The organism is Bradyrhizobium sp. 31Argb (genome assembly GCF_043638955.1).
Lineage (GTDB): Bacteria > Pseudomonadota > Alphaproteobacteria > Rhizobiales > Xanthobacteraceae > Bradyrhizobium.
On record NZ_JBEGDB010000052.1, the window covers coordinates 1 to 25063 of the forward strand.

General features: G+C 62.8%; 24 protein-coding genes and 1 pseudogene. 10 read left to right on the plus strand and 15 right to left on the minus strand.

The window, feature by feature from the left end:
• Positions 1-109: 109 nt before the first annotated feature.
• The 3 genes and pseudogenes from AAFX91_RS13120 to AAFX91_RS13130 all read right to left on the minus strand — a co-directional run bounded on the left by AAFX91_RS13120 (position 110) and on the right by AAFX91_RS13130 (position 4330).
• Positions 110-1400 (minus strand): annotated as a pseudogene (locus tag AAFX91_RS13120) (PQQ-dependent sugar dehydrogenase).
• 159 nt (positions 1401-1559) lie between these two features.
• Entirely contained in the window at positions 1560-3167 is a 1608-nt protein-coding gene (locus AAFX91_RS13125; protein WP_394566774.1) for a DHA2 family efflux MFS transporter permease subunit, read from the minus strand.
• On the minus strand, positions 3164-4330 hold the full coding sequence (locus tag AAFX91_RS13130; protein WP_394566776.1) for an HlyD family secretion protein: 1167 nt from the start codon (positions 4328-4330) through the stop codon (positions 3164-3166). The genes AAFX91_RS13125 and AAFX91_RS13130 overlap by 4 nt, the downstream gene beginning before the upstream one ends.
• A gap of 193 nt (positions 4331-4523) precedes the next feature.
• On the opposite strand from AAFX91_RS13130, the gene AAFX91_RS13135 reads away from it, so the two are divergent.
• Positions 4524-5258: a DUF72 domain-containing protein gene (locus AAFX91_RS13135; protein WP_130578228.1), complete on the plus strand. Its 735-nt coding sequence runs from the start codon at positions 4524-4526 to the stop codon at positions 5256-5258.
• 77 nt (positions 5259-5335) lie between these two features.
• Here the strand turns inward: AAFX91_RS13135 and AAFX91_RS13140 are convergent, their stop codons facing one another.
• Positions 5336-5590 (minus strand): hypothetical protein, encoded by a 255-nt coding sequence (locus tag AAFX91_RS13140; RefSeq protein WP_394566777.1) that lies wholly within the window; start codon positions 5588-5590, stop codon positions 5336-5338.
• A 170-nt stretch (positions 5591-5760) separates the two neighbouring features.
• Between AAFX91_RS13140 and AAFX91_RS13145 the strand changes: the two genes are divergently transcribed.
• A complete protein-coding gene (locus tag AAFX91_RS13145) occupies positions 5761-6012 on the plus strand; it encodes a hypothetical protein (RefSeq protein ID WP_035691250.1) in 252 nt (83 codons plus the stop codon).
• Between the two features lie 28 nt (positions 6013-6040).
• Here AAFX91_RS13145 and AAFX91_RS13150 read toward each other — a convergent pair whose 3' ends face one another.
• Entirely contained in the window at positions 6041-6259 is a 219-nt protein-coding gene (locus tag AAFX91_RS13150; protein ID WP_130578226.1) for a DUF6894 family protein, read from the minus strand.
• A 164-nt stretch (positions 6260-6423) separates the two neighbouring features.
• Here AAFX91_RS13150 and AAFX91_RS13155 point away from each other — a divergent pair, with 164 nt between their 5' ends.
• Positions 6424-6855, plus strand: coding sequence for a CBS domain-containing protein (locus tag AAFX91_RS13155; protein WP_130578225.1), 432 nt, complete (start codon positions 6424-6426; stop codon positions 6853-6855).
• A gap of 211 nt (positions 6856-7066) precedes the next feature.
• Here the strand turns inward: AAFX91_RS13155 and AAFX91_RS13160 are convergent, their stop codons facing one another.
• The 6 genes from AAFX91_RS13160 to AAFX91_RS13185 all read right to left on the minus strand — a co-directional run bounded on the left by AAFX91_RS13160 (position 7067) and on the right by AAFX91_RS13185 (position 16063).
• The gene (locus AAFX91_RS13160) at positions 7067-7285 is read right to left on the minus strand and encodes a hypothetical protein (RefSeq protein ID WP_394566779.1); all 219 of its coding nucleotides are present in this window, start codon (positions 7283-7285) and stop codon (positions 7067-7069) included.
• Between the two features lies 1 nt (position 7286).
• Positions 7287-7490 (minus strand): hypothetical protein, encoded by a 204-nt coding sequence (locus AAFX91_RS13165; protein ID WP_028166426.1) that lies wholly within the window; start codon positions 7488-7490, stop codon positions 7287-7289.
• 163 nt (positions 7491-7653) lie between these two features.
• Complete coding sequence (locus AAFX91_RS13170) at positions 7654-7863, minus strand: hypothetical protein (protein WP_028166427.1); 210 nt, start codon at positions 7861-7863, stop codon at positions 7654-7656.
• A 29-nt stretch (positions 7864-7892) separates the two neighbouring features.
• A complete protein-coding gene (locus AAFX91_RS13175; RefSeq protein WP_130578224.1) occupies positions 7893-8180 on the minus strand; it encodes a hypothetical protein in 288 nt (95 codons plus the stop codon).
• Between the two features lie 89 nt (positions 8181-8269).
• Complete coding sequence (locus AAFX91_RS13180; RefSeq protein ID WP_130578234.1) at positions 8270-9766, minus strand: sensor histidine kinase; 1497 nt, start codon at positions 9764-9766, stop codon at positions 8270-8272.
• 15 nt (positions 9767-9781) lie between these two features.
• Complete coding sequence (locus AAFX91_RS13185) at positions 9782-16063, minus strand: HAMP domain-containing protein (protein WP_394566781.1); 6282 nt, start codon at positions 16061-16063, stop codon at positions 9782-9784.
• A 261-nt stretch (positions 16064-16324) separates the two neighbouring features.
• On the opposite strand from AAFX91_RS13185, the gene AAFX91_RS13190 reads away from it, so the two are divergent.
• The gene (locus AAFX91_RS13190) at positions 16325-17833 is read left to right on the plus strand and encodes an ATP-binding protein (RefSeq protein WP_394566782.1); all 1509 of its coding nucleotides are present in this window, start codon (positions 16325-16327) and stop codon (positions 17831-17833) included.
• Between the two features lie 299 nt (positions 17834-18132).
• On the opposite strand, the gene AAFX91_RS13195 is transcribed toward AAFX91_RS13190, so the two are convergent.
• A complete protein-coding gene (locus AAFX91_RS13195) occupies positions 18133-18324 on the minus strand; it encodes a hypothetical protein (RefSeq protein WP_130578220.1) in 192 nt (63 codons plus the stop codon).
• A gap of 141 nt (positions 18325-18465) precedes the next feature.
• Between AAFX91_RS13195 and AAFX91_RS13200 the strand changes: the two genes are divergently transcribed.
• Positions 18466-18657, plus strand: coding sequence for a hypothetical protein (locus tag AAFX91_RS13200; RefSeq protein ID WP_130578219.1), 192 nt, complete (start codon positions 18466-18468; stop codon positions 18655-18657).
• 313 nt (positions 18658-18970) lie between these two features.
• Here the strand turns inward: AAFX91_RS13200 and AAFX91_RS13205 are convergent, their stop codons facing one another.
• Positions 18971-19171 carry a hypothetical protein gene (locus tag AAFX91_RS13205; protein WP_130578218.1) on the minus strand — a complete coding sequence of 67 codons (201 nt, stop codon included), beginning with the start codon at positions 19169-19171 and terminating at the stop codon, positions 18971-18973.
• A 130-nt stretch (positions 19172-19301) separates the two neighbouring features.
• On the opposite strand from AAFX91_RS13205, the gene AAFX91_RS13210 reads away from it, so the two are divergent.
• Together AAFX91_RS13210 and AAFX91_RS13215 are read left to right on the plus strand one after the other, a co-directional pair.
• Positions 19302-19490 carry a DUF3072 domain-containing protein gene (locus AAFX91_RS13210; RefSeq protein ID WP_245475833.1) on the plus strand — a complete coding sequence of 63 codons (189 nt, stop codon included), beginning with the start codon at positions 19302-19304 and terminating at the stop codon, positions 19488-19490.
• 182 nt (positions 19491-19672) lie between these two features.
• Positions 19673-19927 (plus strand): hypothetical protein, encoded by a 255-nt coding sequence (locus tag AAFX91_RS13215; RefSeq protein ID WP_130578217.1) that lies wholly within the window; start codon positions 19673-19675, stop codon positions 19925-19927.
• A 159-nt stretch (positions 19928-20086) separates the two neighbouring features.
• Here the strand turns inward: AAFX91_RS13215 and AAFX91_RS13220 are convergent, their stop codons facing one another.
• Complete coding sequence (locus AAFX91_RS13220) at positions 20087-20344, minus strand: hypothetical protein (protein ID WP_028166438.1); 258 nt, start codon at positions 20342-20344, stop codon at positions 20087-20089.
• 107 nt (positions 20345-20451) lie between these two features.
• Here AAFX91_RS13220 and AAFX91_RS13225 point away from each other — a divergent pair, with 107 nt between their 5' ends.
• A complete protein-coding gene (locus AAFX91_RS13225; protein ID WP_394566784.1) occupies positions 20452-22521 on the plus strand; it encodes an ATP-dependent helicase in 2070 nt (689 codons plus the stop codon).
• A 147-nt stretch (positions 22522-22668) separates the two neighbouring features.
• Here AAFX91_RS13225 and AAFX91_RS13230 read toward each other — a convergent pair whose 3' ends face one another.
• Positions 22669-22947 carry a hypothetical protein gene (locus AAFX91_RS13230; protein ID WP_282531169.1) on the minus strand — a complete coding sequence of 93 codons (279 nt, stop codon included), beginning with the start codon at positions 22945-22947 and terminating at the stop codon, positions 22669-22671.
• Positions 22948-22983: 36 nt separating this feature from the next.
• Here AAFX91_RS13230 and AAFX91_RS13235 point away from each other — a divergent pair, with 36 nt between their 5' ends.
• Complete coding sequence (locus AAFX91_RS13235) at positions 22984-24201, plus strand: MFS transporter (RefSeq protein ID WP_130578214.1); 1218 nt, start codon at positions 22984-22986, stop codon at positions 24199-24201.
• A gap of 89 nt (positions 24202-24290) precedes the next feature.
• Positions 24291-25022, plus strand: a complete 732-nt coding sequence (locus AAFX91_RS13240; RefSeq protein ID WP_130578213.1) for a DUF3750 domain-containing protein — start codon at positions 24291-24293, stop codon at positions 25020-25022.
• Positions 25023-25063: the final 41 nt, after the last annotated feature.

Sequence of the window (25063 nt, forward strand, 5' to 3'; positions counted from 1 at the left end):
GCGCGAAACTACTTCGCCGTCGTCGCCATTGCCGCCACTCTGCTCTGGATAAGGTAACTGTCCACACGGCCTAAAGCGGGATGACGATTCGAAGAAAAGTCATCACGCTTTAACGGCTGATCCGCCAGATCGTGCCGTTGGCGTCCTCGGTTATGAGCAGCGCGCCGTCGCGTGCCACGGCGACGCCGACCGGGCGTCCCCAGACTTCGGAATCGTTGATGACGAAGCCGGTCGCGAAGTCCTCGTATTCGCCCGTCGGCACGCCGTCCCGCAACCGGATGCGGATCACCTTGTAGCCCGTGCGCTTCGATCGGTTCCACGAGCCGTGCAGGGCCGCGAAGATGTCGCCGCGATACTCGGCGGGAAAATTCTGGCCATCATAGAACGTGAGGCCAAGCGAAGCCGAATGCGCCTGCAGCAGCACGTCGGGGACCGTCACCTTGTCCTTCAGCTCAGGCCGCGCGCCGGCGTGCCGCGGATCCTGATTGGCACCGATGTAGAACCACGGCCAGCCATAGAACGCGTTCTCGCGGACGCGGGTCACATAGTCGGGCACGAGGTTGTCGCCGAGACCATCGCGCTCATTGGTCGAGCACCAGGGCACGCCCGTTTGCGGCTGGATCGCAAGCCCGACGCAGTTCCGGATACCGGTGGCAAAGGTGCGCTGGTTCTTGCCGTCAGGATCGAAGGCAAGCACCGCCGCGCGGTCGGTCTCGTTGCCCCAGGCGGCGCCGAGCGGGCGCTCGCGCTTCCAGGCTTCCAAGCCACCCGGTGGGGCACCCATGCCCTCCCCCGAATTGCCTGCCGAGCCGACCGAGACCAGCATCCGCTTATTGTCGGGCGTAAAGACAATGTCGCGAGTCGAATGGCCCCAGCCGTGCGGCAGCTTGGCGACGACTGTCTCCGGCTTTCCGGAAGCCTTGAGGTCGCCATTGCGATAGGCAAAGCGGACCACGCTTCCGGTGTTGGCGACATAGAGCCATTGCGGGTTGTCGCCACTCGGAAAGAAGGCGATGCCGAACGGACGATCGAGGCCGGTAGCGTAGACTTCGTTGATCGTGGGTTTGGTCGCACCATCGGCGGCACGCAACAGACGGATGCGCCCGGCGCGCGTCTCAGCGACGAAGATGTCGCCGTTCGGCGCGGTCTTGATGATGCGCGGCCCGTTCAAGCCGTCGGCGAACAGGTCGGCCTTGAAACCCCGGCGGCACTTGGGGAATTGCCGAGGCCGTTCGCGGCGCGACCCGCGACATGTTCGCGCTCGATGGCGTCGCGCCAGGTTTGGGCAGATCCTGCGGCGTGATCAGACGCAAGGTGCCGGGCTTGTCGCGCCGCCAATCGCCAAAGGCTTCCTGTCCCTTGAGTACGGCCTGCTGTGCGCTTGCAGCAGCCGGGATCATCAATACGAGCAAGGTCGCAATCGGAACGCCTACTGCAATTGGCTTCCAGGGCATTTCACATCCTCACGCGAGACGACGATCTCGCGAACACGCATCCATAGCGTGGAACCTTTGCAGGCTCATTTCACAATCGCGTCTGTGGTTGCGACGATTTGGCCATCAATGCCCTCTTGCCGGCGCGTTGAGCTCGATCGAGCGCATGCTCAGCGCGAGCGGGATCATCAGGGCGCCGATGACCGCGAGCGTCCAGAACACATCGATATAGGCGAGGAAGTCGATCTGGCGCTGCAACGTCTGGCCGACCCAGGCGATCGCCTGCGAGGCCGCGTCGGTGGCATTGGAGCCCTGCGCCTGGAAATAGCGCGTCATCGCATCGATGGTCTGCTGGTAACCGATGTCGGACGGCGCGGCGTGTTCGACCAGCCGGCTCTGATGGAATTGCTGGCGCTGCGCCAGCACCGTCTGCGCCAGCGCTACTCCCATGGAACCGCCGATGTTGCGTGCGACGTTGATCAGCGCCGAGGCTTGATTGGTCTTCTCCGGCGGCACGCCATCGTAGGATGCGGTCGTCACGGGCAGGAACAGGAACGGCAGGCCCATGCCGAGAAAGATGCGCGACCAGGCCGCGTAGCCATAGGTCATGTCCTCGGTGAGCCCCGTAAGATGCCACATCGAGAGCATCACGATCGTCGCGCCAACCATGATCAGGTATTTCGGCTGCACGATGCTCACGAGCCTGCCGACGATCGGCATCATCAGCAGGGTGAAGATGCCACCCGGGGAGAGCACGAGGCCGGCGAGCATCGCGGTATAGTCCAGCTCGGCCTGCAGCAGTTGCGGCAGGATCTGGGTGGTCGAAATCAAGACCGCGCCGGTGCCGAGCATCACCAGGAAGCAGGCGGCGAACTGCCGGCGGCCAAGCAGGCGAAGATCGACGATCGGGTCCTTGCGCGTCAGCTCCCAGGGGATCAGCGCCAGCAGGCAGAAGGCCGAAATCAGTGCGAAGCCAAGGATCATGTTCGATCCGAACCAGTCGTTGCGCTGGCCTTCGTCGAGCACGAATTCGAGCGAGCCGAGTCCGACCGCGACCAGCGCGAAGCCGACATAATCGACGCGGATGCCATTGCGGAGCAGTTCGCGCCGCTCTTCCTCAGCGCCCGACGGTTCGCTGACCAGCGATCCCACCAGGAACAGCGAGAGCAATCCCATCGGCACGTTGATCAGAAACACCCAGTGCCAGGAATAGGTATCGGTGATCCAGCCGCCGAGGGTCGGCCCGATCACCGGCGCCACCACTACGGCGACGCCGTAGATCGCAAAGGCCTGCCCGCGCTTGGCCGGCGGAAAGGAGTCGGCGAGGATCGCCTGCTCGGAGGTCGCCATGCCTCCTCCACCGAGTCCTTGCAGGATACGGAACAGCACCAGGGATTCCAGGCTCCAGGCAAATCCACACAGCAGCGAGGCCACGCTGAAGGTGGCCACGCAGATCATATAGAAGCGCTTGCGCCCGATCACGGTGGCGAGCCAGCCCGAAATCGACAGCACGATCGCGTTGGCGACAAGATAGCTGGTGATGACGTAGGTGCTCTCGTCGATCCCGACGGCCAGCCCGCCCGCGATGTGTCGCAGCGCGACGTTGGCGATCGTCGTGTCCAGCACCTCCATGAAGGTCGCGATCGAGACGACGAAGGCGATCAGGTAAGGATTGTGCCCGCCGGCCGCCGAGCGCTCCGGCGACCAGCCGCCGGCCTGGGTCGTGTCCGTCATTGTACTTTCGTCCAGGGCACGACCGACATGCCGGGGCCGACGGGGACGTCGGCGGGCCAATGATCAACCACGATCTTCACCGGCACGCGCTGCACGACCTTGACGTAGTTGCCGGTGGCGTTCTCTGCCGGCAGCAGGCTGAACGCCGTGCCCGAGCCCGGCTGCACCGAGTCGACGTGTCCGGTCAGCTTGCGATCCGGATAGGCGTCGATCCTGAACTCGACGGGTTGGCCCGGACGCATATAGCGAAGCTGGGTCTCCTTGTAGTTCGCCACGATCCAGACCTCGTCGGGCACGAACATCATGATGCTCTGCCCGGCCGTCGCATACGTCCCCTTGGCGCCGCTCAGCTTGACGACGCGTCCGGACTGGGCAGCTGTGACATTGGTGTATTGGAGATTGAGCCTGGCCTGATCGCGCTGCGCCTCCGCCTGCTGCAGCGAGGCCTTGGCGCTCTCGCGTTGGGCCTGCAGCGGCTTGATCCCAAGCTCTGCGACGGTTACCGCCGTCCTCGCACGGGTAGTATTGGCCTGCTGCGCTTCGAGGTCGGACTTGGTCTGTTGCTCACGCTGCAGCGTCCCCGCGCCCTTCTGCAGGAGATCGTCGGCACGCGCGGCCTCCTGCTGCGCGAATTGCAGTTGCGCTTCGGCCTGTGCGAGCTGCGCTCTCGCCTGATCGATCTGCGCCTGCTGGCTGGTGATCTGGGCCTCGATATTGGCGATGTTGGCCCGCGCGGCGGCAACCTGCCCCTCGGCCTGGTCGACAGCGATCCTGTAGTCGCGATCGTCGATACGGGCGAGCAGATCGCCCGCATTGACGTGCTGGTTATCCGTGACGGGCACGTCCACAAGATAGCCGCCGACCTTCGGAGCAACCGAGAAGCTGCGGGCGGCGACAAAAGCATCGTCGGTCGATTCGTAATCACGGACCTCGAGCCAGTAGACGCCGCCGCCAATCAGCGCAGCCAGGAGAACGCAGGCGCCCGCGATCGCCAACAGCCAGTGCTCGCGGAACCGATCGAGCATCGATGGCTTGTCAGGCGCCGTTGGCGGACTGTCCCGCGTTTCGCTGACGTCCCTGAGTTCAGGCTTCTGCTCGGGGGAGCGTTCCGGAGGCCGTGTTTCTTCCGCGGACGGCCTACGCTCTCGGGTCGTGGCATCCACGGCAGCACCTCAAGCGAAGATGATTGGCAATCGATCTGGCTAACCGCGCGGTCAGAGCATGGTTCCCAGCAAGCCGTTCATCGGGCACCGTTGCCTGTTGGAACCCTCTCGCGGACCAACTGTTTTCAGTGGTTCGTTGCGCTCCCCTGGAGAGCGTCTTGCCGGGAAAGAAGTGACGGTTCGCTCGGACACAATGGCGCGCATTCTGATCGGGACATCCGGCTGGCATTACGAATCTTGGCGCGGGCCGTTCTTCCCGAAGGGCCTGCCGCTCAAGAATCAGCTTCGCTACTACGCAAGCCAATTTCCGACCACAGAATTGAACGGCGTGTTCTATCGCACGCCGACGCCGGAGGCGGTGAAGGGCTGGCGCGAGCAGACGGATCAGGATTTTGTCTTCGCCTGGAAGGCGTCCAAGTTCATCACGCATTGGAAGCGTCTGTCGGAGAATTCCGTGAACAGCCTCGAGTTGCTCGAAGATCGCCTGTCGCTACTGGGCAACAAGGTCGGTCCCATCCTGTTTCAACTGCCGCCGCAGTTTGAGGCCAAGCCGGATCGCCTCGCCTCCTTCCTCAAGCTGCTGTCGAGGAAGCGCCGCTACAGCTTCGAATTCCGGCACCCGAGCTGGTACGCCCCGAATGTCATGCGGCTGCTGGCCGATGCGAACATCTCGCTCTGCATTTCGGACCATCATGACGCGCCAGCGCCGTGGAAGCGCACCGCCGATTTCGTCTACGTCAGAGGCCACGGCCCTGGCGGCCGATACAAGGGTCATTATCGCAGCGCGACCTTGGCCGAGTGGGCCAAGCGCATCCGCTCCTGGAAGAAGCAGGGCTGCGACGTCTACGTCTATTTCGACAACGACCAGAAGAGCGCCGCGCCCGCCGACGCAGCTACGCTGCGACAATTGATCGAAGGGAGAAAGTAGGAACCACGCCAACCGCGTAGAGCCCCGGCTGAGAAAAAATGCCGGCTCATGGCCGGCATTTTCTTCATCGCATCGATCTAATATTGGCCGCCCGATTGCTTGCCCTTGTTGCCGCTGGTGCCGGGACCTTGGCTGGAAGGATGGGCCGCGCGGCTCGAGCCGCCGCCAGCGCCGGTCGTCATGCCTTTCTTGCTGGGGTGCGTACTCGTATGCGGCGTCGCGCCAGGCCCGACATTGCCCTGGCTGGACGCACCCGGCGCGGGCTGCTGCGCGAGTGCGCCGCCGGCAGACAATGCCAGAACGCATGCAGAGGCCAGAATGATCTTCTTCATCGGTATCTCCTTGGATTGACTTGTCGGCTCAACCCGGCGCCGCCCGAACCGGTTCCTACCGCCGTGGACGCAAGTTCGTGCGTTTCGCCATCCATGTTCAATAGATCGCGAGAAGACTTAGGAACCAAACACGCCAAACCGGGTTCCCCAGGAAGATTCGAGGAACCGACATGTCGGCATGGTTCAAGGACGAGTCCTTCCCCGTGCTGCTGGAGAGCGCGGTACAGATCGCGTGGGACTATCTCAGGCGGGCTGGCGAAATCGATGATCCGGTGGAAGCACACCACTTCCTGATCGAGAAAGTCGCCTTCATGATCAGCCAGGGCCAGCACAACAGGCTTGTGCTGTCGAATCGCGCCATTTCCGCCTTTCAGCAATACAAGCGCGCACGCACCATCGAGTTGTCGTTGATCTCGCGATGAGGTCGGTCATAGGCGCGGCGCGCCTTACCTAGTGGATGATGTCCAGCGGCAATCGGCAAATCTCGTCGCCGTCTTCGTTGGTGACGAGGATCGAGTAGTGCCGGTTCTTCAGGTTCGGGTGTTCGCCGAGCAGGCGCCGCGCGATGTTGTCGGCCGAATCCATCGCGGCGATATCGTCAGCGAGTTCCGCGCCGCCTTGATCGGCAACCGTCTTGGTGTTGACGAGATCGAAATGGTAGAGCGGCATTTTTCGCTCCCGCCTGGCATCGTCTCACCCGAGACTACGCACGACAACCCGACTTGGTTCCCGGTCGTAGCCGCCGTCCCGTCGCGCCTTGAAAATCCTGCGGCCCGAAGGAACGCCGGTCCGCAACATCGGTTAGGCGGTAAACGACGACAGCGAGGTCTGCCATGAGAGTTTGCGATGCGATGACCCCCGACGTTCAGCTCTGTACTCCCGAAGACAGCTTGAAGGATGCGGCAGAGGCAATGGGCGCGCTTGGCGTCGGACTGCTGCCGGTCACCGAGAATGACCGCCTCGTCGGCATGGTGTCCGACCGCGATATCGCTGTTCGCGGCGTCGGCATGGGCCGCGGACCGGAGGCGCGGATCCGGGACGTCATGACTGCCGAGGTGAAGTACTGCTTCGAAGATCAGGATCTCGACGAGGTCATGGCAACTATGGGCGAGATTCAGGTCCGTCGCATGCCCGTACTCAATCGCGAAAAGCGGTTGGTCGGCATTATTGCGCTCGGCGATATTGCGCAGGCCAAGGACGGTCACAGCGCGGGCGTGGCGCTGAGCGAGATTTCTCGTCCCAGCGCCCAACATGCACAGCTATAGCGATGCACGAGCATCAACACGACAAAGTCAGCCTCAACCTTGACCTGCTTTGCGCGACATTGGCGATCGTCAGCGCGGCGCTGCTCACGGGGATGCTGAGATATCTGTTGGGATGAAGAGCCCCAATCATGTGCGGCGGACCGCCGACCGCGTCCCTGTGCTTGCCGGGTTTCCTGAGCGCCGCTGGCGCCAGCACCTGTTCGCGAATGGCTTATATTGAATTCGCGATCCGGGAGACGGCTCCGTCTGCCGTGACCTGCTCGTCGTTCGTCTCGAAAGTCATCGAGAGGCCGCCCGTTGGACCGATGGCTCGCTCAAGCCATTTGATCGACTCTTCGATCCAGTGATCGCTATTCGCTGGATCGGCTTGCGCCCTCGCCCGGCAGGCATCGGCCTGCGCCAGACAGGCAGCCTTGCGATCCATCGTCATCTCAGCGCGGCGATTGCAGGCCGGGCGAGGTCAGCCACTCGTTCAGATGAGCGGCGGTTTCCGCTTGCCTTGCCTTCTTCAGCAGTGCGTCACGCGCTTCACCTTGCGGCAACTGCTCGGCTGCCGCGCGTGCCTCGTCTGCCGCCCTCTGGAGCCGCTCGTCGAACGGCACGCTGTTCTTTCTTCGATTGCGCTTTGCCGTCATGGAAGTCTCCCGCTTCGCAAGTGAGTATAGAATCGCGCTTCCAACAACCTATCGTCGCTAACTCAGGTTACTTCGCGCGAACAAAATAAGCGGCTAGGCAGGAACGAATCACTCGAAAAACAGCCCCAACGGCCTCTCTTGGCAACCCGTCGCTCCTCCGCAGCTAAGGCTTGGACTGCATGGCGGCTTCGCCCTGCTCCCGCGCCGGCACGCTCACATGCACTTCATGGCCCTGCCGAATCGCCAAAGATGCAGCAGCGACGGCCGATTCGAACGCGGATTCCTTGGTCGCATATTCACCGTTCACAACGCCGTCGTGCAGCACTCCCCATTGGTCGCGAATTGGCACGATGGCGTATTGCGCAAGTCCCATCTTCCTCTCCGCTGCAAACGTCTTCGTGATTACTTCTTGTCGGGATCGTTCGGGCGAACGGTCATGTTGCTCTCGGGCATTTTGTCCTTGCCCGCGTCGCCATTGTCGTCCCGCCCGCCTGAAGTCGATGTCCCGCTACCGCTCCGGCTCGGTCTCGTTGCACTGCCGATTGTCGCCGCAGAGCCTGGCGTGGCGGAGCTCGCGGCCGGGTCTCCCGTGGTCGATCCGCGCCCGCTCGGTGCGCCGTCCGTTTGCGCCAGTGCGAGCGCGGAGCACAGCGTGAATCCAAAAGCCAATGCAATGCGTGTCAGTTTCATCGCAAGCCATCCTTAAGATGTCGATGAAACTAATCGGCCAGTGACGAGAACGTTCCTAATCGCGGTTTCCGACGCCTGATCCGTCGTGGCTATGCGGTGCGCGAACTGAGCGCCGGCTCCGGTCCTGGCGCATTCATATCTCGATATGGAGCGGCCTCCGTGCGCGGCTTTCCCTGCAGCGGCACCGTTAGGCGACAGACCAGGCCTTCAGGGCGCCAATCGAAATCGGCATTGCCGCCAAGCTGGGTCTCGATGCTGGCGATCACGCTCCTCGTGCCGAATCCCTTGGAGGTCGGCTTTGTTACTCGCGGTCCGCCTGTTTCAACCCACGCCAGGATCAGCCTGTCGCTCTGCACTTCCCAGGTGATGGCGAGTCGGCCCGACAGCGAGGAGAGGCTGCCATACTTCGCGGAGTTGGTGACGAGCTCGTGCAGCGCCAGCGCCAGCGTTTGCGCCGTGGCAGGCTCGAGCTGGACCTCCGCACCCTCATACTGGATTTGTCCGGCTTCCGAATACGGCGCTACTTCTTCGGCCACCAGTCGCCGGATTTCCGCGCCCTGCCAGCTCGACAGCGACAGCACAGTGTGAACCCGCGCGAGCGCCGTGATCCGGCCCTCGACCGCCTGCACATAGGCGTTGACATTCTGCGCGCGCGTCAACCGTACGATCGACTGCGCCAGCGCGAGAGCGTTCTTGGCGCGATGATCGACTTCTCGCGTGAGCAGGCTCTGCCGTTCTTCGGCGCGCTTGCGGTCGGTGATGTCGACGGTGACGCCGCTGACCCGCACGACCCGGCCGTTCTTGTCGGTCGTCGCTGCCGCCGTGCCGACGCACCAGCGCACCTCCCCGTCGGGGCGGACGACGCGGAATTCAGCCTCGTATGATTTCACGCCCTTCGCGAATTCGGTCCAGGCCTCGCGCAAGCCGTTGAAATCCTCGGGATGAAACAGCGCTTGAATGTTGGCGGAAGTCAGCTCGAAGCTCTTGGCATCAACGCCGAAGATCTTGTACTGGCCATCGTCCCACATCCAGTCACCGTTGACCCAATCCCAGTCCCAGGAGCCCATCTTGCCGGCGGCAATCGCCATGCTGCGGCGCTGTTCGCTTTCGACCAGCCGCGCGGTTGATTGCTCGAGCTCCGCGGTGCGCGCGCGGACGCGGTCCTCAAGTTCGGAATTGAGCCGCTCCAACTGCCGGGTCTTGCGGTAGAGCTCGGCGAAGACGCGGATCTTCGCGCGCAGCACTTCCGGCACCACCGGCACCGGAACGTAGTCGACTGCGCCCATCTCGTAGCCGCGCAGCCGATCGATATCGCTGACCTGGATCGCCGAGATGAAAATCATTGCGGTCTTCTGGAAGCGCGGATGCTCGCGGATCATGGCCGCGAGCTCGAAACCATCGAGCTCGGGCATGCAGACGTCGACCAGGATGACCGCGACTTCGTTCTTGAGCAGAAACTCGAGCGCTTCCCGCCCCGACGCGGCCACCACCAGATTCTCGCCGAGCTCCTTCAGGATCACTTCATAGGCCAGCAGCTTCGCCGGCTGGTCATCCACCAGAAGAATGTTTACCTTTTCATGGTCCATCATCTTCATGCCGCTTCAGCGATGTAGCCACATGCGGATGGCGAGCAGCAATTGCTCGGTATTCACCGGCTTGGCCAGATAATCCGACGCGCCCGCTTCCAGGCATTTCTCGCGGTCGCCCTTCATCGCCTTCGCGGTCAGTGCGATGATGGGAAGACGGGCAAGCGCCGCATTCTGCCTGATCACACCGATGGTCTGATAGCCGTCCATCTGCGGCATCATGATGTCCATCAGGACGATGGCAATCTTGGGATTGGATTCGACCAGCGCGATCGCCTCGTGGCCCGTTGTAGCCGTCAGTACCCTCATACCGCGCCGTTCGAGCACGCTGGAAAGCGCGAAGATGTTCCGCGCGTCGTCGTCGACGAGAAGCGCCGTCTTGCCAATCAGATCCTCATCGGAACTGTTAAGTTTCTCTAGCATCCTTTGCTTTTCAATCGGCAATTCCGTGATGACACGGTGCAAGAACAGTGACGTTTCGTCGAGCAGACGCTCCGGTGATTCGACGCCTTTTACGACAATGCTGCGCGCCATCGTATGAAGTTCGGCATCCTCCTCGGCCGAGAGTTCCCGTCCGGTGAAGACCACGATCGGAACATTGGACAGGTTCTCGTCCTTGCGGATTTCGTCGAGCACCTCAAAGCCGCTCATATCAGGCAGCCGCAGATCGAGTACGACGCAGTCGCAAGGGATGCTTCGCAAGGTAGCGAGCGCCCCGGCTCCGGTACCGGTGGTGACGATCTCGACGTCCTTGTGATCCAACAGTTCTTTGATGCTGAGCCGTTCGGCCGGATTGTCTTCCACGATCAGGAGCCGCTTGCGTCGCGGCCTTGCATATTCCTTGATCTGGGCGAGCGCCGCGCTGACGCCCTCGGTCGTCGTGGGCTTGTTGACGAAGGAGAAGGCGCCGCGCGCCAGCGCATGCTGTCGGTCCTCGTCGAGCGTGATGACCTGCACCGGAATGTGCCGGGTCAGCGGATTGTGCTTGAGCTGGCTCAGCACGGTCCAGCCGAGCATGTCGGGCAGGAACACATCGAGCGAAACCGCGGTCGGCTGGAACTGCTTGGCGAGGTCCAATGCCTCGGCGCCGCGGTTAGCGACCAGGACCTTGAAACCCTTGTCCCGTGCGAGATCGACCAGGACCCGCGCGTAATGCGGGTCGTCTTCGACGATCAGGAGGATTCTGTCTCCAGGCTCGAGATTAAGCCGGTCATCCGGCACTTCCGCCACGCGCTCCTGCGCTGCGGGCGCTTGCAATGCCGGCGCACCGCCCTGCGATAAGGGCAGCGCGGGCGGCACGCGAAGCGCAACGCTCGGGCCGGAATATTTCAGCGGCAGATAGAGCGTGAAGGTACTGCCTCTGCCGGGCGCACTTCGCAGATGGATCTCGCCGCCGAGCAGGCTCGCAAGTTCGCGGCTGATCGCAAGGCCGAGGCCGGTGCCGCCATATTTGCGGCTGGTGCCTGCGTCCGCCTGCTGGAACGCTTCGAAGATCAGCTTCTGCTTGTCCAGGGGGATGCCGATGCCGGTATCGCTCACCTCGAAGGCGACGACTGCGGGTGCGGTGTTGAGAATTGGATGCTCGGCGCTCCAGCCGCCGACCGCGGCCGAGACGGTCAGCTTGACGCCGCCCTCGGCGGTGAACTTGAAGGCGTTGGACAACAGGTTCTTCAGCACCTGCTGCAGGCGCTTGGAGTCGGTGACCATGCTACGGGAAAGCGTCTCGTCGACCTCGATGCGAAACGACAGATGACGGTTTTCCGCCTCGTGGCGGAACGGCCGGCCGACGGTTTCGAGCAGGCTCGATGTCAGGATTTCCTCGGCGTCCACGGTCACGGTACCGGACTCGATCTTCGAGAGGTCGAGGATGTCGCTGATCAGGTTGAGCAGGTCGGTGCCGGCGCCGTGGATGGTGCGGGCGAATTCAACCTGTTTGGGCGCAAGATTGCCTTCGGGATTATCCGAGAGCTGCTGGCCGAGGATCAGGATGCTGTTCAACGGTGTGCGCAGCTCGTGCGACATGTTGGCCAGGAATTCCGACTTGTATTTCGAGGTCAGCGCAAGCTCGCTCGCCTTTTCTTCCAGCGCGCGGCGTGCCTGCTCGATTTCCTGGTTCTTGCGTTCGACCTCGACGTTGCGTTCGGCGAGCTGTTGCGCCTTCAGTTCGAGCTGCTCATTGGTCTGCTGCAATTCCCGCTGCTGGGCCTGAAGCTCGCCCGCGAGCTGTTGCGACTGCTTCAGCAGGCCTTCGGTCTGCATCGTTGCCTCGATGCTGTTGAGCAGGATGCCGACGCTGTCGGTCAATTGCTCCACAAAGGTGATCTGCGAGGCGGTGAACGACGCGAGCGAGGACAGCTCGATCACGGCCTTGACCTGGTTCTCGAACAGGACCGGGAATGCCACCACGTTCTTCGGCAGCACGCGCATTAGCGCCGAATTGACCGGCACCACGTCGGCCGGAATGTCCGAAAGCAGCCGCTGCCGCTTGTCCAGTGCGCATTGGCCAATTAGCCCCTCGCCCATGCGCACGAATGATGGATGCGGATTGGCGCCGTCGTCGGCATAGGCGGACAACAGGCGCAGTTGCGGAATCTCGGCGCTCTCGACCTGGTAGATCACGCCCATATGCGCGTTGATCACGGGCGCCAATTCGGCCAGCAGCAGCCGCCCCACGGTCGACAGATCGCGCTGGCCCTGCAGCATGTTGGTGAATCTGGCGAGATTGGTCTTCAGCCAGTCCTGCTCGGTGTTCCGATCCGTGGTCAGACGGAGGTTGCCGATCATGGTGTTGATGTTGTCCTTGAGTTCGGCCACCTCGCCGCGGACATCGACCTGAATGGTGCGGGTCAGGTCGCCTTTTGTCACCGCGGTCGCGACCTCCGCGATAGCGCGGACCTGCGAAGTCAGGTTGGCGGCCAGCAGGTTGACGTTGCCGGTCAGATCCTTCCACGTGCCGGCGGCGCCGGGCACATTGGCCTGGCCGCCGAGCCGGCCCTCGACGCCGACTTCGCGCGCCACGGTCGTGACCTGATCGGCGAATGTGGCCAGGGTCTCGGTCATGTTGTTGATGGTGTCGGCGAGCGCGGCCACCTCGCCTTTCGACTTCACGGTCAGGTTCTGCTTCAGATCGCCATTGGCCACCGCGGTCACGACCTTGACGATGCCGCGCACCTGCTCGGTCAGGTTGGCGGCCATCACGTTCACGGTATCGGTCAGATCCTTCCAGGTGCCGGCGACGCCGCGCACCTCGGCCTGGCCGCCGAGCTTCCCCTCGGTGCCGACCTCGCGCGCCACGCGCGTCACTTCGCCCGCAAACGCATTGAGCTGGTCCACCATGGTGTTGATGGTGTTCTTCAGCTCGAGGATTTCGCCCTTCACGTCGACGGTGATCTTGCGCGACAGGTCGCCGCGCGCCACCGCGGTCGTGACTTCCGCGATGTTGCGCACCTGCGTGGTGAGGTTGGCCGCCAGCAGGTTGACGTTATCGGTGAGGTCCTTCCAGGTGCCGGCCACGCCGGGCACCACGGCCTGGCCGCCCAGCCTGCCCTCGGTGCCGACCTCGCGCGCCACGCGCGTCACTTCCGCCGCGAAGGAGCGGAGCTGCTCGACCATCGTGTTCAGCGTTTCCTTGAGCAGCAGAATCTCGCCGCGGACGTCCACGGTGATCTTCTTCGACAAGTCGCCGCCGGCGATCGCGGTCGCGACTTCCGCGATGTTGCGTACCTGGGCCGTCAGGTTCGACGCCATGAAGTTGACGTTGTCGGTCAAGTCCTTCCAGGTGCCGGCGACCTCGGGCACTTCGGCCTGGCCGCCGAGCTTGCCTTCGGTGCCGACCTCACGCGCCACGCGCGTCACTTCGGAGGCGAAGGCGTTGAGCTGGTCCACCATCGTGTTGATGGTGTTCTTCAGCTCCAGGATTTCGCCCTTCACGTCGACCGTGATCTTGCGCGACAGGTCGCCGCGCGCCACGGCGGTCGTGACTTCCGCGATGTTGCGGACCTGGGCGGTCAAATTGCCGGCCATCGAGTTGACGCTGTCGGTGAGGTCCTTCCAGGTGCCGGCAACGCCGGGCACGTTTGCCTGGCCGCCGAGACGCCCTTCGGTGCCGACCTCGCGGGCCACGCGCGTCACCTCGCCCGCAAAGCGGTTGAGCTGGTCGACCATCGTGTTCAGCGTTTCCTTGAGCTGCAGGATCTCGCCGCGCACGTCCACCGTGATCTTGCGCGACAGGTCACCGCCGGCGATCGCGGTCGCGACCTCGGCGATGTTGCGCACCTGGGCGGTCAGATTGCCCGCCATCGAGTTCACGGAGTCGGTCAGATCCTTCCAGGTGCCGGCGACGCCGGGCACTTCCGCCTGGCCGCCGAGCTTGCCGTCGGTACCCACTTCGCGCGCCACGCGCGTCACTTCGCCCGCGAAGGCGTTGAGCTGGTCCACCATGGTGTTCAGCGTCTCCTTCAATTGAAGGATTTCGCCTGACACGTTCACCGTGATCTTCTTCGACAGGTCGCCCTTCGCCACCGCGGTTGCGACTTCCGCGATGTTGCGAACCTGGCCGGTCAGGTTCGATGCCATCGAGTTGACGCTGTCGGTCAGATCCTTCCAGGTGCCGGCGACGCCGCGCACCAGCGCCTGGCCGCCGAGCTTGCCTTCGGTACCGACCTCGCGCGCCACGCGCGTGACTTCGCCGGCGAAGGCGTTGAGCTGGTCAACCATCGTGTTGATGGTGTCCTTCAGCTCCAGGATTTCGCCGCGCACGTCGACCGTGATCTTCTTCGAGAGGTCGCCATTGGCCACGGCCGTCGTCACTTCCGCGATGTTGCGGACCTGGGCGGTCAGGTTGGACGCCATGAAGTTCACGTTATCAGTCAGGTCCTTCCAGGTGCCGGCAACGCCGAGCACGTTAGCCTGGCCGCCGAGCTTGCCTTCGGTGCCCACTTCGCGCGCCACGCGCGTGACTTCGGACGCGAAGGCGTTGAGCTGGTCCACCATGGTGTTCAGCGTCTCCTTCAATTGAAGGATCTCGCCTGACACATTCACCGTGATCTTCTTGGAAAGGTCGCCGCCGGCGATCGCGGTGGCGACGTCGGCGATGTTGCGGACCTGGGCCGTCAGGTTGGACGCCATGAAGTTGACGTTATCAGTCAGGTCCTTCCAGATGCCGCCGACGCCGGGCACCTGGGCCTGGCCGCCGAGCTTGCCTTCGGTGCCGACCTCGCGCGCAACGCGCGTCACTTCGCCCGCGAAGGCGTTGAGCTGGTCCACCATGGTGTTGATGGTGTCCTTCAGCTCCAAGATTTCGCCGCGCACGTCGACGGTGATTTTACGCGACAGGTCGCCGCGCGCGACCGCGGTCGTCACGTTGGCGATATTGCGCACCTGCGCGGTCAAATTGCCGCACATCGCGTTAACGGAATCGGTCAGGTCCTTCCAGGTGCCGGCCACACCGGGCACAATCGCCTGGCCGCCAAGCTTGCCGTCGGTACCCACCTCGCGCGCGACGCGCGTCACTTCGGACGCGAACGAGCGCAATTGGTCGACCATGGTGTTGATCGCTTCCTTCAACTGCAAGATCTCGCCGCGGACGTCGACCGTGATCTTTTTCGACAGGTCGCCATTGGCGACCGCGATCGTCACCTCCGCGATGTTGCGAACCTGACCGGTCAGGTTGTTGGCCATCGAGTTGACGCTCTCCGTCAGGTCTTTCCAGACACCGGTCACCTCCGGCACCTGGGCCTGCCCGCCAAGCCGGCCCTCGACGCCGACTTCACGCGCCACGCGTGTCACTTCCGACGTGAACACGCCGAGCTGCTTGATCATCGTGTTGACGATGTTCGCCGACTGCAGGAATTCGCCGCGCAGCGGCCGCCCCTCGACGTCGAGCTGCACGGTCTGCAGCAGGTCGCCCTGTGCGACCGCCGCAACCGCGCGCGTCACTTCCCGGGTCGGCCACAAGAGGTCGTCGATCAGCGTGTTGATCGAGCCTTCCATGTCCGCCCAAGAGCCACTTGAAAGGCCGAGATTCACGCGTTGGCGGGTCTGTCCCTCCCGGCCGACGACCTGGCCGACGCGCTCGAGCTGCTGGGCCATGCGCTCGTTCGCTGCGGCGATCTCGTTGAAGGCGTCCGCGATCTTGCCGTCGATCCCGAGATAATCGCCGCGCATCCGCACGGTGAAGTCACCGGCCCGCATCGCCTGGAGCGACTGCAACAGGTCCTGGGCGGGATCGCTCTTGCCGTTTTGTTTATTACGGCGGGGTTCGCCACGACCACGAGGAGCGGGACCAAAATCGCTCATAAAATTCCCCTGCACGCTGGCCGGCTTTAGATAGTTCCGGACCATCGGACGCATAAGACGGATAGGTTGCGATCTAATCAAGACAGAAAAAATGAGCGGTAACTATTGGGACCGGCCGAATGTTACCAATAAGGGATCTGATGGAAGGTTCCCGGCCATCGGGAACTTTTTTGCGACCGATCAGCGAGCCTGTTAGACTTAAGCGTAAAGCGGGAACGAAAATCTCACCTTGGCGTTGGCGTCCGCGGGGCAGGATTTCAGATGGCCAAGAAGACCAAACAGCTCGAAAGGGACTACTTCGAGAGCGAGCGAAATTTCCGTCTTTTGGTCAAGGGCGTCACCGACTACGCGCTCTATATGCTGAGCCCACAGGGCATCGTCGCGAACTGGAATGCCGGCGGCGAGCGAATCAAGGGCTACGCGCCCGAGGAAATCATCGGCCAGCACTTCTCGCGCTTTTATACCCCCGAAGATCGGGCGGCGGGCAAGCCGGCGCGGGCCTTGAAGATCGCCGAGGAGACCGGTCACTACGAGGAAGAAGGCTGGCGCGTCCGCAAGGATGGCTCGTTCTTCTGGGCGAGCGTTGTGATCGACCCGATTCGCGATCCCTCCGGCCGCCTGATCGGCTTTGCCAAGATCACCCGCGACATCACGGAGCGACGCGAAGCGCAGCTCAAGCTGGAGCAGATACAGCGGCAGCTTGCGGAATCCCAGAAGATGGACGCGCTCGGCCAACTGACCGGCGGTGTCGCGCACGACTTCAACAATCTCTTGATGATCGTCTCGGGCAATCTGCACAAGATCAAGAAGGAGCTGACGAGCGCGAAGGCCCTGCGTGCGCTGAGTGCGATCGAGACCGCTACCCAACGTGCCGCGTCCCTCACCAGCCAGCTCCTCAGCTTCGCCCGACGACAGAGTGTCAATCCGCGGACCATCGACGTCGATCGCCAGATCGCGTCCGTGCGTGAGGTGTTGGCGAGTGCGCTCGGCAGCATGGTGACGTTACAGATCGATATCCAGCCCGACGTCTGGCCGGTCTTCATCGATCCCACCGAGTTCGAAACCGCCCTCCTCAACCTTGTCATCAACGCCCGCGATGCGATGCCGGAAGGCGGCACCGTCACCGTGTCGGCGCACAATGACTTGGACAAGGATCAGGTTCTGATCTCAGTTGAGGATAGCGGCGCGGGCATTCCACAAGATGTGCTCAGCAAGGTGTTCGATCCCTTTTTCACCACCAAGCCCATCGGCAAGGGAACCGGCCTCGGCCTCTCCCAAGTGCATGGCTTCGTCCACCAGGCCGGCGGGACGATCGAGATCGAAAGCGCGCTTGGCAAGGGCACCACGGTCCGCCTCCGCCTGCCCCGCAGCAGCGCGGCCGAGCATTACGAACAGGAGAGCGTGAATAAGCAAGCCTCGGCGACCGTCCTGCTGGTCGAGGACAACCCCGCTGTGGCCGACGCGAGCGCCGGGCTGCTCGAGCAACTCGGCTACACCGTCCGCTGGGTTCCTAACGCCGAAACGGCGCTGCAAGAGATCGAGGCTGACGATGTCGACCTCGTGTTCAGCGACATCATCATGCCCGGCAAGATGGACGGACTGAAGCTGGCGCGCGCGATCAGGGAACGAAACCCGACGCTGCCGGTCCTGCTCACGACCGGTTATTCCGATTCCGCCAAGCACGCCAGGATGGATTTTCCAGTCCTCCGCAAGCCCTACCAGCTTCACGAGCTCAGCCGCGAGTTATCCAAGCTGACCGGGCACGACTGACCCCGCGGCGCGGGTCGCCATTTCTTGCCGCGCGCAGGAACCTGCCCGCCTCCAGATCTGTTGTTGCGACAGCCATGGGAAATGCCGCTGGAGCATCGATGGCCAATGACGACCCGCAGGAGACCGCCGAAACGCAGCAAGCTCGCGCAGCGGAGGGATTTGGCGGCATGTCGTCCGCTCATGCTCGACGATTCCAGCTCCGATGAATTGCTGGACGATTGGATGGTCGCCTATCCGGGCACCGAGTTGGTCACGTCAGCGGCCTGAGCCTGACGAGCTGAAGCCGCTTGGCGACCTCGTCAACCAGTCTGGCTCGTTGACGGCCAGCTTCCCCGGACGAGCCGGACCCGTTCGATGCGCCCGCATTCCTCGCAGCGATATTGAATGACGTCCTTGCCATCCTCGCCCGGCGTGCTCCGCTCGAGCCGCATCGTCTTCCTGCAGATGACGCAGGAGATCAGTGTGAGCAGCGGGTTGCGATCGTCATTCATCGTTCCCGTCCGACACAAAACTCTCCGAAGTTAACCTATGTGACGGTTGCGGCGGCCGAAATGGGCCATCTTGTCACCATTCGATGTAGTTATTATTGATGGCCGCCGGGGGCTGAGCTTATGGAACGTAGGCGATCTCCATTGGAGCGACAGGCGGCCGACGCGCTGCGCCGCGCACGCAGGCTCCCCGTCGGCGCCGACCGCAACGATCTTCGCCAGCTTGCAGTCGGACTGCTATGGTTGCACCGCCGTGGCATGGACGCCCTGATCGAAGGTCGCCTCCAGGGTTTTTCCCGGCTGAACCGGCCTCTTTCCGAAACAATCGTCGATTGACGTTCCAAGAATTGACGTTCCAAGAGCGGGAGCATCGTGCGACGCGGCGCAAGACCCTTGCCGCGTTATTGCAAACTCCTCCGCATACGGCCGATCGGTGCGAGCCATACGGCCGAAAAAAAGTCCGGCGGAAGCTGGCTCCGCCGGATAGTTCTAGGGAGGAGCCTCCACGTGACTCCGGTACACCCTCGCTCATGGCAGTGGTTGCATCCGTGTCAGCCGGCGCCGGTTGGCAACCGTGCATTCACGTCGCCGGCTCAAGCTCCCGCCCGACCCGAAAGCACGGGTCCGCTGGCGAGGCTGGTTGTTGCGCTCAATCCTTCTTCGGTCGCACAACCGGCTGCCGTTTCAGGTGCTCTCTGACGTCGGGCAGCCGTTCGCTGCCGCCGGCAGCTTTCCACTGACCGATCAGCTCAGTCATCTCCGAACGCATCGCAAGCAGCCGGCGCGCCGCTTCCGTGCAATCGTGATCGTGATTGATCTGATCACGGACCACGCCCTCGGCGACGATCATCTCGTCCCGTAACACACTGATCTTACGACGGATTTCATTAATTCTATTATCCATGCCTAGTTAGAACAAAAATAGAACATAAAGTCAAGTCACGGATTTGAGACCATGAGGCAGACCCATGAGGACACCGGTGGCGAAATATGGCGGGGTACGCGAGCGCGCCAGTGCTCAAATGACCCGCGCCCAGGCATTGCGATTGAAGGGCCTTGCGGAGGAGGCCTACCAGCCCAGGCAATACGCGGGGGATCTGAGCTTTGAAGAAGCCGAGCGGCGCATTCAGGCGCTCGAGGCGGAAATTGCGCTGGCGGATTCGTTCTAAAGCATGATCCGGAAGAGTGGACGCCGGTTTTCCGAAAAGATCATGCTCAAACGAAGAGCTAAAGCGGGATGACGATTCGAAGAAAAGTCATCGCGACTTAGCCTGACAGCCCCTCGCCTCCTGTTAACAAATGATATAGCCGGGTGACTTAAGCGTTGGTTGGTCGTTGCCCGGAGCGTCTCTTGCTGGATATCGAAAGGAATTCGCCGCTCCCGTTCCCGCTTGCGTTGACGGACGGGCGGACGATCGCGACCGTTGGCGACGTGGCGGATTTCTTTTCATCGCTCACTGAGGATCAGCGCGAACGCGTTCACTGGCGAACGGCGATCCTGATGCTGAACAATGCGATGAAGGAATCGCGCTATCTGAAGATCGCCACCATCAACCTGCGCTCCGCGCTTGCCTATGACCGCTTGCTGGTGGAGGACGCGTCGTGACCGTGTTCGTACGGTCATGGCCGAATCACGGCCTATTGCGTAAGCAAAGCCTGTTATGGCCGCAAACAAGGTAACGGCGGTACAACAGGGCGGCCCGGGCTGAATTCGCCGCGGCTGCAATCCGGAGGCTGCCTTGGGGGCCAGGCGGCCCGTTTCCTTTCAAAGAAGTTTTGCGCGCACGAATAGCGCGCGCAGCGCATTGGTCGCGGGGATCGCCAGCATCGCGTTGTCGGCGGCTTTCTCCAGCGCGCTGACCGCCTCATCGTGCAGCGTGCGGAATTCCATCCACTCCACCGAGTTCAGATTGGTGATGAAGCGATAGGCCTGGCCGACGGTCGCAATGGTGACCGTCTCGCCGTTCAGCTTGATCTTGAACGTCGCCTTCAGCGGTGTGTCGGAACTCGATACGTCACCCATGACGCGGTTGTGCAACGGGCGTAGCCAAAGTCAATCTAATTCTGTCTCCCGCCCTGGACGTTCATCCCCACAGGCCCGATCTCTGTTAGCTTTCTCCGGGGTGATTCGTGCTCGCGGACAGCAAAGACACATATCTGGATGCGCTCAATCCTACGCAACGGCGCGCCGTGGAGCACGGCGTCGGGCCGGATGGAACCATTGGCGCGCCGCTTCTGGTGATCGCCGGCGCCGGATCAGGCAAGACCAACACGCTGGCTCACCGCGTCGCGCATCTGATCGTCAGCGGTGCTGACCCACGCCGCATCCTCCTGATGACCTTCTCGCGCCGCGCGGCAGCGGAAATGACCAAGCGCGTCGAACGGATCGCCCGCCGCGTGCTTGGCGACAACGCCGGGATCATGACCGATGCCCTCGCCTGGTCCGGCACATTTCACGGCATCGGCGCGCGACTATTGCGGGAATATTCCGAGCGGATCGGGCTCGATCCTGCCTTCACCATCCATGACCGCGAGGATTCCGCCGATCTCATCAACCTTGTCAGGCACGACCTCGGCTTCTCCAAAACCGAGAGTCGTTTCCCGACCAAGGGAACATGCCTTGCGATCTATTCCCGCTGCGTCAATTCCGAGACGCCGATCGAGGGCGTGCTCGGCGCGTTCTATCCCTGGTGCTCGGGTTGGGCGGGCGAACTGAAGCGCCTGTTCGCCGCCTACGTCGACGCCAAGCAGCAGCAGAACGTGCTCGATTATGACGACCTCCTGCTCTATTGGGCGCAGATGGTGACCGATGCTGCGCTTGCCGACGAGATCGGCGGCCGCTTCGACCACGTCATGGTCGACGAATACCAAGACACTAACCGCCTGCAATCATCGATCCTGCTCGCGCTGAAGCCCGGAGGGAACGGACTTACAGTCGTGGGCGATGACGCGCAGTCGATTTATTCGTTCCGTGCCGCCACGGTCCGCAACATCCTGGACTTTCCGGACCAGTTTACGCCGAGGGCGGAGCTCATCACGCTCGATCGCAACTATCGCTCGACCGAGCCGATCCTGTCAGCCGCAAACGGCGTGATTGCGCTGGCCAAGGAGCGCTTCACGAAGAATCTCTGGACCGAGCGAACATCGTCGCGCAAGCCGCAGCTCGTCGCCGTCCGCGACGAGGCCGATCAGGCGCGTTACATCGTCGAGCAGGTCCTGGCGAACCGCGAGGAAGGCGCGTTGCTCAAGCACCAGGCGGTCTTGTTTCGCACTTCCTCGCACAGCGGTCCGCTGGAAGTCGAACTTACCCGCCGCAACATTCCCTTCGTGAAGTTCGGCGGGCTGAAATTCCTCGACGCCGCCCACGTCAAGGACATGCTGGCGCTGTTGCGCTTCGTAGAGAACCCGCGCGACCGCGTCGCCGGTTTTCGCATCCTGCATCTGCTGCCGGGCGTCGGGCCGAGCTCGGCGCAGCGGGTGCTCGACCGCATGGCCGAGGCTGCCGATCCGATTGCCGCACTCTGCACCCTGCCTTCGCCGCCGCGCGCCGGCGAAGACTGGAAGGGATTTGTCCGCGCGATCGAGAACCTCCGCTATTCCGAATGGCCGGTCGATATCGAGCGGGCACGGTTGTGGTATGAGCCGCATCTCGATCGCATCCATGAGGACGCCGAGGTCCGCCGCGCCGACTTGATCCAGCTCGAGCAGATCGCAAGCGGCTACCCGTCGCGCGAACGCTTCCTGACCGAGCTCACGCTTGATCCTCCGGATGCGACCAGCGACCAGGCCGGCCCGCCTTTGCTTGACGAGGACTATCTGATCCTGTCGACAATCCATTCCGCCAAGGGACAGGAGTGGAAGTCGGTCTTCGTGCTCAACGTCGTCGACGGCTGCATGCCATCGGATCTCGGCGCCGGGACCAGCGCCGAGCTGGAAGAGGAACGGCGCCTGCTCTACGTCGCCATGACCCGCGCCAAGGATGATCTGCACCTGATCTTGCCACAGCGCTTCTTCGTGCACGGCCAGAGCGCCAAGGGCGACCGGCATATGTACGCCTCACGCACGCGTTTCATCCCGGAAAGGCTGCTGCCGCTGTTCGAGCGCACCACTTGGCCGATCGCGCGCCCGGCGACCGCCGTGCCGGCAGATCGTGCAGCGCCGGTCGACATCGGCGCCAAGATGCGCGGGATGTGGCGCTAGCCGAGACGGCGATCGGGAACGATCCCTGCGGCGTCACGTTGATGCCAAGTGCAAAACTTTTGCGATGGCTCCCGTGGCGGATGATGAAGCCGCGTCAGAGCCGTCGTCCGATGAGCAGTCGTGAAAACCTTCCCGTGTGCCGTGCTGTTACTTTCTCGAGAAGACCTGCTTGAGGTAGCAGAGTCCATCGTAAGTCAGCCGCGTCTCGCGGGTCTCGCCCTTCGCTACTTCGCCTTCCAGGAACGTCTCGAGCTCCGGAAGCGCGCGCTCGAACTTCTCCGTGATGCCCATCATCACGCAGGTTTCCTTGATGCGTTCGATCGGTTTTTCAAGAACGTCGATTTGAACCATCGCCTTCAAATTCATGATCCCGCGCTTTGTTCCGACCGCCTCGGCGGAAGGCCGCCGCCGGTCTCGGAGAATCATCTGGTGATCACTTAACTAGCCACGAGTCTACTTGCCATGCGTGTCAGCAAGAAGAATGAGCGATCAGACAAGGCGGCGCGGCTGTGGCCTCTGCTCGCTCTCAACTTCTTCATGGCCGACATGCAGTCCGGCATCGGGCCATTCGTCGGCGTCTTCCTGCAGGCGCATGGCTGGGCGAGCGGCTGGATCGGGACCGCGATGACGATAGGCAACGTCGCGGGCATGCTGATCACGACGCCGATCGGCGGCTTCATCGATGCAAGCAGGCACAAGCGCGCCTGGGTGATCGTGCCTGGCGTCGCCGTTGTCATCGCCTCGGCCCTCATTCTCCTCTCGCAGAACTTCTGGGCCGTCGCTGCATCGCAAATCGCGACCTCGCTTGCCGGCGCGGCCATCGTTCCGGCCGTCACCGGCATCACGCTTGGCATCGTCAGGCAGAAGGGCTTCAACCGGCAGAACGGCCGCAACCAAGCCTTCAACCATGCCGGCAACATGGTCGGGGCGGCCGCATCGGGCTATCTCGGCTGGAAATACGGCTACACGGCCGTGTTCCTGCTGGCGGCGCTCTTCGGCGCCATTGCGATCGCCTGCGTCCTCTTGATCCCACCAAAGGCCATCGACAACAACGCCGCGCGCGGCACCAAGGAGGATGACCCGGAGAGCCAGCCAAGCGGCTTCACCGTGCTGGCAAGGCACAAGCCGCTGCTCGTTCTCGCATTGGCGCTCGCCGCCTTCCATCTCGGCAATGCCGCGATCATTCCGCTTTATGGATTAGCCGCGGTTGCCGACGGCCACGCCAAGGGCCCGGATTTCGTGGCGACCACGATCGTGATCGCGCAGGCCGTCATGATCGTGACCTCGATCGTGGGCATGCGCGCGGCGGAAAGCCGCAGCTATTGGCCGGTGCTGCTCGCGTCCTTCCTGGTGTTGCCGGTGCGCGGCATCCTGGCGTTCTTCCTGACCGGCTGGTGGGGCGTGCTGCCCGTGCAAATTCTTGACGGCATCGGGACCGGCCTGCAGAGCGTCGCGGTCCCCGGAATGGTCGCCCGCTCGCTGAACGGGACCGGCCGCATCAATCTCGGGCAGGGCGCGGTGATCACCGTTCAAGGCGTCGGCGCTTCGCTCAGCCCCGCGCTCGGCGGCTGGATCGCGCAATGGATCGGCTATCCGCCGACATTTGTCCTGCTCGGCGCACTCGGCCTGGTCTCGGTCGCGCTGTGGGTCGGCTTCGCCTCCGAGATGAAGAAATATTGATGCCCTCTGGCCCGCTCTGGTTCCGGCGGACCGGAATGCTTAGATCGAGATGACCACCCCTCCGCCGATGTCCCTCTGTGAAGAAATCCGTGGTCCTCCTTGTCCTGCTGATTGTCGTTCCGCTTGACTTTTCGACGGTCACCTATTTGCTCGGAGACCGGCGCGTCAGTTGGCAGACGGCTGACCGCTCGAGCGCCGGCCTCTTGCCCAAAGCCTCCGAACATCCTGACGCCGTCATCCGCGTCTATGCTGCGCGCACCGTGCGGTGGCGCGGGATTTTTGCGGTCCACACCTGGATCGTGGTTAAGGAACGAGACGCGCCGCGCTACAGCCGCTACGACTACACGGCGTGGGGTGCACCGATCCGGATCGACGGATTCGTGGCCGACGGCCGATGGTTCGGCGCCGTGCCGGAAGCAATCGTGAGCGTGGACGGCGGGAAAGCCGAGGCGCTGATTCCGAAGATCCGTGCGGTCGTCGAGAACTATAGATTTCGCGACTATGGCGATTACAGCGCCTGGCCGGGTCCGAACTCGAACACATTTGTTCAGGCGGCGCTCGACGCCGTCCCTGAGCTGCAAGCGGTGCTGCCGCCGACGGCGATCGGAAAGGACTATCCTTACCGGGGCGAGTGGTATGGCATCACTGCGTCACGCACCGGTGTCTTCGCCACATTGGGCGGCTATCTCGGTCTGACGATGGGCTGGATCGAAGGGATCGAGCTGAACTTGTTTGGCGGAGTTCTTGGCATCGATATCCGTCGCCCTGCCCTGAAGTTCCCGGGCATCGGCCGACTCGGCCTGCCGCTGGCTCAGCGATAGCTGGCTGCATGGTTGTTGTCGGAAAGAACGTTCATTCGCGG